At 70.7% G+C, this 10,003-nt stretch carries 9 protein-coding genes; 6 read left to right on the forward strand and 3 right to left on the reverse strand.

Annotated elements, in window-relative coordinates; all coding sequences use genetic code 11:
* Positions 1 to 173 precede the first annotated feature (173 nt).
* Positions 174 to 578 (forward strand): hypothetical protein, encoded by a 405-nt coding sequence (locus tag ACT3T5_RS19195; protein ID WP_443352057.1) that lies wholly within the window; start codon positions 174 to 176, stop codon positions 576 to 578.
* Positions 579 to 880: 302 nt separating this feature from the next.
* Positions 881 to 1,336, forward strand: coding sequence for a hypothetical protein (locus ACT3T5_RS19200; RefSeq protein ID WP_443352054.1), 456 nt, complete (start codon positions 881 to 883; stop codon positions 1,334 to 1,336).
* Here ACT3T5_RS19200 and ACT3T5_RS19205 read toward each other — a convergent pair.
* The 3 genes from ACT3T5_RS19205 to rhaI are packed head-to-tail and all read right to left on the reverse strand — an operon-like array spanning position 1,329 to position 6,150.
* Entirely contained in the window at positions 1,329 to 2,897 is a 1,569-nt protein-coding gene (locus tag ACT3T5_RS19205) for a rhamnulokinase (RefSeq protein WP_444577301.1), read from the reverse strand. The genes ACT3T5_RS19200 and ACT3T5_RS19205 overlap by 8 nt on opposite strands.
* Positions 2,894 to 4,969 (reverse strand): bifunctional aldolase/short-chain dehydrogenase, encoded by a 2,076-nt coding sequence (locus ACT3T5_RS19210; RefSeq protein ID WP_444595284.1) that lies wholly within the window; start codon positions 4,967 to 4,969, stop codon positions 2,894 to 2,896. The genes ACT3T5_RS19205 and ACT3T5_RS19210 overlap by 4 nt, the downstream gene beginning before the upstream one ends.
* Positions 4,970 to 4,971: 2 nt before the next feature.
* Positions 4,972 to 6,150 carry an L-rhamnose isomerase gene (gene rhaI / locus ACT3T5_RS19215; RefSeq protein ID WP_444577303.1) on the reverse strand — a complete coding sequence of 393 codons (1,179 nt, stop codon included), beginning with the start codon at positions 6,148 to 6,150 and terminating at the stop codon, positions 4,972 to 4,974.
* Between the two features lie 156 nt (positions 6,151 to 6,306).
* Between rhaI and ACT3T5_RS19220 the strand changes: the two genes are divergently transcribed.
* The 4 genes from ACT3T5_RS19220 (at position 6,307) to ACT3T5_RS19235 (ending at position 9,936) form a co-directional block, all read left to right on the forward strand.
* Complete coding sequence (locus ACT3T5_RS19220) at positions 6,307 to 6,588, forward strand: L-rhamnose mutarotase (RefSeq protein ID WP_343924762.1); 282 nt, start codon at positions 6,307 to 6,309, stop codon at positions 6,586 to 6,588.
* Between the two features lie 46 nt (positions 6,589 to 6,634).
* On the forward strand, positions 6,635 to 7,990 hold the full coding sequence (locus ACT3T5_RS19225; protein ID WP_343924760.1) for a BNR-4 repeat-containing protein: 1,356 nt from the start codon (positions 6,635 to 6,637) through the stop codon (positions 7,988 to 7,990).
* Positions 7,991 to 8,024: 34 nt separating this feature from the next.
* Positions 8,025 to 9,077: an alpha/beta hydrolase gene (locus ACT3T5_RS19230; RefSeq protein ID WP_444595285.1), complete on the forward strand. Its 1,053-nt coding sequence runs from the start codon at positions 8,025 to 8,027 to the stop codon at positions 9,075 to 9,077.
* Positions 9,078 to 9,147: 70 nt separating this feature from the next.
* The gene (locus tag ACT3T5_RS19235) at positions 9,148 to 9,936 is read left to right on the forward strand and encodes a sugar phosphate isomerase/epimerase family protein (protein WP_444595286.1); all 789 of its coding nucleotides are present in this window, start codon (positions 9,148 to 9,150) and stop codon (positions 9,934 to 9,936) included.
* Positions 9,937 to 10,003 lie beyond the last annotated feature (67 nt).

Genomic DNA, 10,003 nt, shown 5'->3' on the forward strand with positions numbered 1-10,003 from the left:
TACCTCTCGGGTCTTCGGTTACCTGGATACGTCCCCAATGCCCAGCGGTCGCGGAACCGCACTGGACACCATCTAGAAGCCATCGAGCTGGTTCTCGCCGAGGTGCCGGGGCCAGTCCGGGATTCCTCGCTCGACGCGCTCGCAGTGTTCGCCGGTTATCTGACACTTGACGCATGGATCGGGAACTCGGACCGTCATGGATCGGGAACTCGGACCGTCATGCTGAGAACTGGGCGCTCACAGTTGACGGGAGCACATCCCGTCTAGCTGCGAGCTTCGATCACGGCAGCTCACTCGCGGCCGGGGTGGAGGACCGTATCCTGGCTACGATGGACGTGCGCGCCTACGCGGGCAGAGGCATGGCCCGGAAGTTCGACCAAGGGCATGACGAGAGTCTTGTCGACCTCGCCCATCGCGCGCTCGATCGTTGGGGCGGCTCGTGGCTGGAGGCGCTTCGCGGCGTTGAAGACGTGGACGTACAGGGGATCGTCGAGCGTGTCCCTGGTCTGTCGGACCTGCGGCGTACATTCATCACCCGATTGCTCGAGGAGAACAGAAGGAGGTTGCTGGAGAGATGACGACAATAGCGCCAGATCTGGCACGAGCTCCGATGTCGGCTCTTGACGGCACCCATTCCTTCTTGGTCACGAGGCAGGGACGCGATGGGACGCGAGGGTACGAACGTCTCGGAGTCTTGACTCGACTCGATGACGCCTGGGCGTTCCGATACTTCCAGCATGTCTCTGATGACCCGTCGGCCGGTTTGCTCCCCGGGCTTCCGGACGCGGGAAGGGTCGCTGTGTCGGAGTTCCTGTTCCCGGTCTTCGCCGAGCGGGTCCTCTCGCCTCGACGTCCGGATAGGACTCGCATTCTCGAGAGCATGGGGCTTCCGATCGAAGCTGGTGCCTTCGAGATCCTCTCGCGCAACGGCGGGCGTCGAAGCGCGGACACCATCGAGCTCATCCAGCTCCCTGTAGCGATGGAAGATGGAGTGTCTCGACTGCAGTTCCTGGTGCACGGGATGCGGCACCGCAGCCCAGCTGAGCAAGCGGCGATCGACACGCTGACCACCGGAGACGAACTCCTGCTTCAGGCTGATGAGGGCAATCCGCACGACCTGATGGCTCAACTGGTGACGACCGGGTCGCACACCCCGATCGGCTGGGTCCCGGCACCACTTACGTCCCTGGTCGCAGGGGCGGAAGGGATCAGCGCGTCGGTGGCTCACGTGAACGGGAGCGATTCGACACCGCACCTTCGGTTGCTGGTGGAGCTGCGAGGCCGACTGCTTGAAGCTGCAGAATTCTCCGACCCTCGTTGGCAGCTCGTCAGCTGAGTCGGGTCGGCCGATCCGTCGGCTCGTAGATCTCCAGCCGCACGCTCGCGCGGACCAGGTCCCGTAAGGACCCGGAACGCGTCGAGAGGGCGCCCAGCGACCGCGCCTGCAGAGCCACGTTCCCCAGAGCTGTGGCCTCGACGGGCCCGGCCACGACCTCGAGGCCGAGCGCATTCGCGGTGAGCTGGTTGAGCAGGGCGTTCTGGCTGCCGCCACCGACGACATGCAGGCGCTCGGGCAGGGGGAGACGCGCGAGACGGCAGGCGGCGTGCAGCTCGTCGCGGTAGGTCTCGGCGAGGGACTCCAGGATGCAGCGCACGAGCTGGGCCGGGGTGCGGGGGCGCTCGTCGTCCCCCTCGAGCGGACGGGCGGCGAGCGTCACCCGGTCCGCCATCCGGCCGGGCGCGAGGAAGGCGGGGTCCGTCGGATCGATCCGGAACCGGTTCGCGGGCATGACAGCTGCAGCGGCCAGCAGGTCGCCGAGGTCGACGCGCGCCCCGTCCTCCTCCCACTGCCGGATCGACTCGCTGACCAGCCACATCCCGGCGACGTTCTTGAGGAATCGGAACGTACCGTCGATGCCACCTTCGTGGGTGAAGCCCGCCTCGAGGGCGGCCGACGAGGGGGCCGCCGCCTGCAGCTCGAGCCCGATGAGCGACCAGGTCCCCGAGGAGATGTAGGCGACGGGGAAGGCGTCCGCCGCGGCCGGCACCGCGAGCACAGCCGAGGCGGTGTCGTGGGAGCCGACGGCCACCACCGGCACCTCGCCGATGCCGAGATCCTGCGCCAGCTGCGGACGCACGGTGCCCAGACGTTCGCCGGGCTCGATCAGCGGCGCCAGGAGGTTCCGGTCCACCCCCGCGGCGGTCAGGATCTCCTCGCACCAGTCATGCTCGGTCACCGAGAGCATGCCGGTGCTGGAGGCGTTGGTGACCTCGGTGCGGCGCTGCCCGGTGAGCAGGTAGCCGAGCAGGTCAGGGACCATCAGCAGCGTCGACCCGGCCGGGAGGTCGGGTGTGCGGTCATCGGCCACCAGCTGGTAGAGCGTGTTGAATGGCTGCTGGGCGATGCCGGTGAGCGCGTACTGCCGCTCGCGGGAGAGCTGCTCGGCGAAGGAGTCGGCGATGCCGTCGGTGCGCTGGTCCCGGTAGGCGATCACCTCGCCCAGGATCTCGCCGCTGCCGAGCTCGCGGGAGCCGCCCGGGCCGGACGCATCGGGTCCCACGACGCCGTAGTCCACGGCCCAGGAGTCGATGCCGATCGAGGACAGGCCGGTGAGGCCGCGCTCCACCGCGCCCGCATGCGCGGCCCGCAGCCCCTGCTGCACCTCGGCCCAGAGAGCATCGATGTCCCAGCTCAGGTGACCATCGACCTCGCGGAGGCGGTTCTCGAAGCGGTGCGCCGCGACCAGCTCGATGCGGCTGTGCCCGTCCGCGCCCTGCGGGTTCGAGTCCTGCGGGTTCGCGCCCTGCAGGGTCGTGTCCTGCTCGATCACGCCGAGCATCACGCGGCCCGACGTCGCGCCCAGGTCGACCGCCGCGACAGCACGCGGGGCGCTCATCGCAGGAAGGCGGCCGCGACGCCGGCGTCGACCGGGACGTGCAGGCCGGTGGTGTGCGAGAGGTCCCCGGCGGTCAGGGCGAACACCGCGTTGGCGACGTTCTCGGGCAGCACCTCGCGCTTCAGCAGCGTGCGCTGGGCGTAGAACTCCCCGAGGTCCTCCTCCTGCACGCCGTAGACCTTCGCCCGCGAGGCGCCCCAGCCGCCGGCGAAGATGCCGGAGCCGCGCACCACCCCGTCGGGGTTGATGCCGTTGACCCGGATCTGGTGCCCGCCGAGCTCCGCCGCGAGCAGCCGCACCTGATGCGCCTGATCGGCCTTGGTGGCGGAGTAGGCGATGTTGTTGGGGCCGGCGAACACGGAGTTCTTCGAGGAGATGTAGATGATGTCCCCGCCCATGGCCTGGGCGATCATCACCCGCGCGGTCTCCCTCGAGACCAGGAAGCTGCCGCGCGCCATGACGTCGTGCTGCAGGTCCCAGTCCTTCGCCGTGGTCTCCAGCAGCGGTTTGGACAGCGAGAGCCCGGCATTGTTGACGATGAGGTCGAGCCCGCCGAAGGCGAGCACCGCATCCGCCACGGCCTGCACCACGGCCTGCTCGTCGGAGACGTCGGCCCGCAGAGCCACGGCCTTGTCCGGCCCGCCGAGCTCCTCGGCGACCGCCTGCGCGTTCTCGACGTTCAGATCGGCGATGACCACGCAGGCACCCTCGGCGACCAGGCGGGTCGCGGTGGCCTTGCCGATGCCGGAGCCGCCGCCGGTCACGAGCGCCACCCGGGTCGCGAGCGGCTTGGGCGCCGGCTTGCGCTGCAGCTTCGCCTCCTCCAGGGCCCAGTACTCGATGCGGAACTTCTCGGACTCCTCGATGGGGGAGTAGGTCGAGACCGACTCCGCCCCGCGCATCACGGCGATCGCGTTGACGTAGAACTCGCCGGCCACGCGCGCGGTCTGCGCGTCGGCCCCGAAGCTGAACATGCCCACGCCCGGGACCAGCACGATCGCCGGATCCGCGCCGCGCATCGCGGGGGAGTCCGCGTCGGCGTGGCGCTCGTAGTAGGCGGAGTAGTCCGCCCGGTAGGCCTCGTGCAGCTCCGTCAGCCGCTCGATCGACTCCTCGACGGAAGCGCCCGACGGAAGGTCCAGCACCAGTGGCTTCACCTTGGTGCGCAGGAAGTGGTCCGGGCACGACGTGCCGAGCTCGGCGAGCGGCGCGAGCTTCTCGCCCGCGAGGAACTCGTGGACCGCGTCGGTGTCCGTCCAGTGCCCGATCATCGGGGCATCGGTCGAGGCGAGTCCGCGGATCACCGGGAACAGGGCCGACGCCTTCGCCCGGCGCTCCGCCTCGGGCAGGGCCTCGCGGCTCGCATCGTGCGCCCCGAAGGGCTCGGCCGCTCCGGTGCGCTCGAGGAACGCGGTCGCCTCGGCGATGATCCGCAGGGAGTTCTCCTGCGCCTCGTCGGACGTCGCGCCCCAGGCGGTGATGCCGTGCCCGCCGAGGATGCAGCCGATCGCGCCGGGGTTAGCCTCCTTGATCGCGGCGATGTCCAGGCCCAGCTGGAAGCCGGGTCGGCGCCAAGGTACCCACACCACGGCGTCGCCGAAGCACTCGCGGGTCAGGCGCTCCCCGTCGGCCGCGGTCGCGAGCGCGATCCCGGCGTCGGGGTGGAGGTGGTCCACGTGCGCGGCGTCCACCAGGGCGTGCATGGCGGTGTCGATGCTCGGGGCGGCGCCGCCCTTGCCGTGCAGGCAGTGGTCGAAGGCGGCGACCATCTCGTCCTCGCGCTCCACTCCCGGATACACATCACGCAGCGCGCGCACGCGATCCAGCCGCAGCACCGCGAGGCCTGTCTCCGTGAGGGTGCCCAGGTCGCCGCCGGATCCCTTGACCCACAGCAGCTCGGTCTCCTCGCCGGTGACCGGGTCGATGGCGGTGCCCTTCGCGGAGGTGTTGCCGCCGGCGTAGTTGGTGTTCGCGGGGTCGGCGCCGAGCGCGTTCGAGCGCGCCAGGAGTGCGGCGACCGTCGGATCGATCGCCGCCGGGTCAGTGCTGGTGTTGGTGTTCGTGCGGGTCATGCTCAGGCTCCCCATCCCATCTGGTTCCCGCCCACGCGCTCCGCGGCGACCTTCTCCTCGTAGCCGCTCGCCCGGAACGCGCCGAACGGATCGGCCGGCAGCCCGCGCTCCTCGCGGAAGGCGGCCAGCGCCGGGCGCACGTCGGTCCAGAAGGCATCCATGAGGATCTCGCTCGCGAGCAGCACGTCATTGCTGGTCTGCGCGGCGGCCAGGGCCTCGCGGTCCACGAGCAGAGCCTTCGCGAGGGTCTCCTGCACGTTGAGCACGGAGCGGATCTGACCCTGGATCTTCGATTCCAGGTTGTGGCACTGATCGAGCATGAAGTTCACGCCGGAGGCCGGGCGGTGCGCATCCTGCTGCACGATCTCGAAGAGGATGCGGAACAGCTGGAACGGGTCCGCGGCGCCCACGATGAGGTCGTCGTCCGCGTAGTTGCGGGAGTTGAAGTCGAAGGCGCCCAGGCGGTTCTGGCGCAGCAGCTGGGCGACGATGAACTCGATGTTGGTGCCGGGGGCGTGATGGCCGGTGTCGAGCACCACCTGCGCCTTCTCGCCGAGGGCCAGGCAGTGCAGCAGGCTCGTGCCCCAGTCCGGAACATCGGTGTGATAGAACGCCGGCTCGAAGAACTTGTACTCCAGCACCAGGCGCTCGTCCTCGCCGAGGCCCAGGTAGATCTCCTGGAGGGACTCCGCGAGGCGGTCCTGACGGGCGCGGATCGAGTCCTGGCCGGCGTAGTTCGTGCCGTCGGCCAGCCAGATCTTCATTTCCTTCGAGCCGGTGGCGCGCATGACGTCGATGCACTCGAGGTGGTGGTCGATCGCCCGACGCCGCACGGACTTGTCGCCGTGGGTGAGGGAGCCGAACTTGTACTCGTCGTCCTGGAAGGTGTTGGAGTTGATCATGCCCAGGGTCATGCCCTGCTCGGCGGCGTACTCGCGCAGCACGCCGAAGTCCTCGACCTTGTCCCAGGGGTAGTGCAGGGACACGCGCGGCGCGGAGCCGGTGAAGGCGTGGGTCTGTGCGGCGTCGGCGATCTTCTCGAAGGGGTCGCGCGGGGTGCCGGGCGTGCCGAACACCTTGAACCGGGTTCCGGAGTTGCCGTAGCCCCAGCTGGGGACCTCGATCGAGAACTCCTCGAGGTCACGGGCGACGTCGGCGGGAAGGGTGGTGGGGGTGGTCATGAGGGGTGCTCCTTCGGCGGCGGTGCCTGGTGGTTGGCGGTGCCCGGCGGACGGACCCGTGCGGAGTGCGGACGGGCATCGGTCGCGGGCCGCGCTGCGAACGCAGTGTTGAAACGACTCAATAGAAGCGTAGCATGCGCCGCGGAGGAGGAGCTGGTGCGGCCCGAGAAGCTGGTCGACGATGTCGCGGCGCACCAGCACGTCTGGGGAGAGATGTGGGAAGCGCTTGCCGCCGCAGGGTGGAGGAACTACTCTTTGTTCCTGCAGGCTGAGGACGGCATGGTCGTCGGCTATTTCGAGGCCGACGACGTCGACGCCGCGCAGGACGCGATGTCGCATGCTGCGGTGAGCCCGCGCTGGGAGGCGGCGATGGCGGAGTACTTCGCCCCCGGCGGCGGCGACAAGCAGGTGTTGCCGCAGTACTTCCATCTCCCCTGAACGTGCCCACTCCCGAGGCGACCCCCACCCCGAGCGGAAGAACCCGATGAGCGCGACGACACCACAGGTCATCAACGTCAACGGTGCCTGGTGCTGGTTCCAAGACGAGCGCGCCCTCGTCGATCCCGAGGCCGGGGTGCTCGTCGTCGGTTCGATCGCCTCCGGCGGCGGGACCGACGGTGCGCAGCGCACGGGCGATCTCGACCTCACTGTCGTCGATCTCGCCAGCGGCACCGCGAAGGTCCTGACCCTCCATCCCGGGTTCGAGGCCGACGATCATGACGTCCCCGCGCTGTGGCGTCGGCCGGACGGGCGCTGGCTCGCGGTCTACGCCCGACACAAGACCGACGACCTCACCCACTGGCGGATCAGCGAGCCCGGCGACCCGACCCGCTGGGGCGAGGAGCACAGCTACGACTGGTCCGAGCACACGGGCGGCCGCGGCGTCACCTACTCCAACCTCCACGAGATCGGCGGGCGGCTGTACTGCTTCGCCCGCGCCGTGAACGACGATCCCTGCGCGCTGGTCTCGGACGACCACGGCGACACCTGGACCTACGCGGGCCGGCTGTTCGGCCGCCCCAAGATCGGGTACGTCAACGGCTACTCCCGCTACGCCGACGGGGCCGACGGACTGCACGTGCTGGTCACCGACCACCACCCGCGCGACTACGACAACTCGATCTATCACGGCAGGATCTCCGCCGGTCGCCTGCACGACAGCGCCGGCCGGGCCCTGGCGTCCGAGCTGTTCTCCGAACCCGCCCCGGACCAGGCCGAGCTGACCACGGTCCTCGCTGCGGGCACCGTGCTCGACAGCGGGGTGGGGCTCGACGGCGGGTCGGGGCTCGGCGGTGGGGCGGGGGTCGACGGTGTGCAGCTCAGCCACGCCTGGACCACAGACATCCGCGAGGCCGGCGGTCGGCTCGCCGCGGTGATGACGGCCCGCGCCGACCACGCCGCAGAGCCCGACGGCTCCGACCTCGGGACGAACGTGCCCGTCCCCGACCTGCGCCTGGTCTACGGGCGGCTCGGGGCCGACGGGCAGTGGACGCTCACGCAGCTCGCGCAGGCCGGGCCCGGCCTGCTACCCCATGAGCAGGACTACTCGGGCCTCGCCGCGATCGACCCGTACGACATCGACACGGTGTACGTCTCCTCGCCGATCGACCCGCGCGACGGCACCCGGCATGCTCACCATGAGATCTACCGTGGACACACCGTCGACGAGGGGCGAGGCTGGGACTGGACCGCGATCACCGAGGATTCTGCGGTCGACAACCTCCGCCCGATCGTCGCCCCGGGCGACCCGGCCACCACCCACCTGCTCTGGTTCCGCGGCGAGATGCGCTCTTCGCAGGACTACGACTGCGAGATCGTGCTGCTCAGCAGCCCTCGCTGACCCGCTCCTCCCCACCTCCAGACAGGACCGCCCGATGACCGAGCAGACCGCCCCGGACCTCACCCCCGCCCCGCGCGACCCCGCGGCCGAGGCGAGCGCCGAGCCCACCGCCCCGCTCGAGATGGAACGCCGGCTGAGCCTCCTCGCCGGTGCCGGCACCTGGGAAGATGTCGCCCCCGAGGCTCATCGCGCCTGGGATGCGCCCTATGGTCCGCCCGAGGAATGGGAGCTGGTGATCGAGGACCGCGAGATCCCCGGCCCCCACGGCCCCGTCCCCGTGCGGATCTACACCCCGCAGACAGCGCCCGACGGGCCCCGCCCCTGCCTGGTGTGGCTGCACGGCGGCGGCTTCATGCACGGCGACCTCGACATGCCCGAGGGCGACCACGTGGCCCGGGGTGTCGCCGGCCGCGCCGACGCCGTCGTGGTCTCCGTCGACTACCGGCTGTGCGACGAGATCGACGGCTCCCCGGGCCGCACGTTCCCGGGCGGGCCCGAGCACGTCACGGCCCCGATCCCGTTGGACGATGTGTGCGCCGCCGTGGCCTGGACCCGGGACAGCGCGCAGGCCCTCGGCATCGACCCCGCACGGGTCGCGATCGGTGGGGCGAGCGCCGGCGGCAACCTCGCCGCGGCCGCCTCCCTGCGCCTGGCCGATGAGGGGACGCCGCTCGCCGCCTCGCTGCTGATGTACCTCGTCGCGCACCCGCTGCGCCCCGAGCCCGACGCCGAGGAGGCGGAGGCGCTCGCCGGGACCCCGCCGATGCTGCGCTTCTCCCTCGAGACGATGCGCGCCATGTCGGGCAACTACATCGGCCGCCCGCTCGAGGAGGCGACGCCCTACGACTTCCCGGGGCTGGCCGCGCCGGAGCAGCTGGCGGGGCTGCCCCGCACCTATATCGAGACCGACGAGTACGACGACCTGCGGGTCAGCGGCCGCCGCTATGCGGAGCAGCTGCGGGAGGCCGGGGTCGACGTGGACTACACGGTTCGCCGCGGCGTGTGCCACGGCCACCTCAACCGCGTGGGTCTGGCCGAGGCGCAGCAGTCGATGGACCGGATGGGGCAGCTCGTCCGCGAGCTGTGAGCAGCCCCGGCTGGGTATGACCAGCATTGTCGCCGGCGCAGCGTGCACCGGCCCGGATCGAGGAGGATCCATGCAGCACGGAATCATCACCCCTGATCGGGACGCGGAGGCCGCGCTCGCCGCCGGGGCCGACTATCTCGAGCCGACCGTCGTCGGGAACCTTCTGGTGCAGCGTGAGGACGGCACCTGGCATGCGGATCCGGCGCTGCGGCGGCGCGAGCCCGCGCCCTCGTTCGCGGTGCTCTGCCCGGCCGACCACCGACTGTCCGACCCGGCGTTCCCGCTCGAGCAGACCCACGCCTACCTGCGGGTCGCCTTCGCGGCGATCGCGGAGGTCGCGGCACCCGGCGCCTTCGTGGTGCTCGGCAGCGGCGCCGCCCGGCGGATCCCGGAGGGTGTGTCCCGCGACGACGCGCGCCGTCAGTTCGCGCGATCGGTGGCGATCGCCCGGGAGATCGCCGCGGTCCACGACCTCGAGGTGATCCTCGAGCCACTGCATCGCGGCGAGACCGACCAGATCAACTCCCTGGTCGAGGCGGTCGAGTTCCTCGACGAGTTCGGGATGGGGGAGGTCCGCGTCGTGGCGGACCTGTTCCACATCATGCTCGAGCACGAGTCCTTCGACGTGGTCCGCGAGCTGGCCGGGCGGGTGGCCCATGCCCACATCGCCGATTCCGGCCGCATCCCGCCCGGCCAGGGCGACTGGCCCCTCGCGGAGTTCCTGCGGGCGCTGCGCGACGGCGGCTACCGAGGCCGCGTCTCGATCGAGTGCACCTGGGTCGACCTCGCCGCCGAGGCCGGCCCGGCGCTCGCGGCCCTCCGTGCTGCAGACCCCGCCACGGTGGCCGCGACCGCCTGACCCGGGCTGGGCACGGCTGGGCTGGGCACGGCTGACCCGGGCTGCGACCGCCTGCCCCGTTCTGCGA

Source organism: Brachybacterium sp. AOP3-A1-3 (genome assembly GCF_052378285.1).
Taxonomy (GTDB): domain Bacteria; phylum Actinomycetota; class Actinomycetes; order Actinomycetales; family Dermabacteraceae; genus Brachybacterium.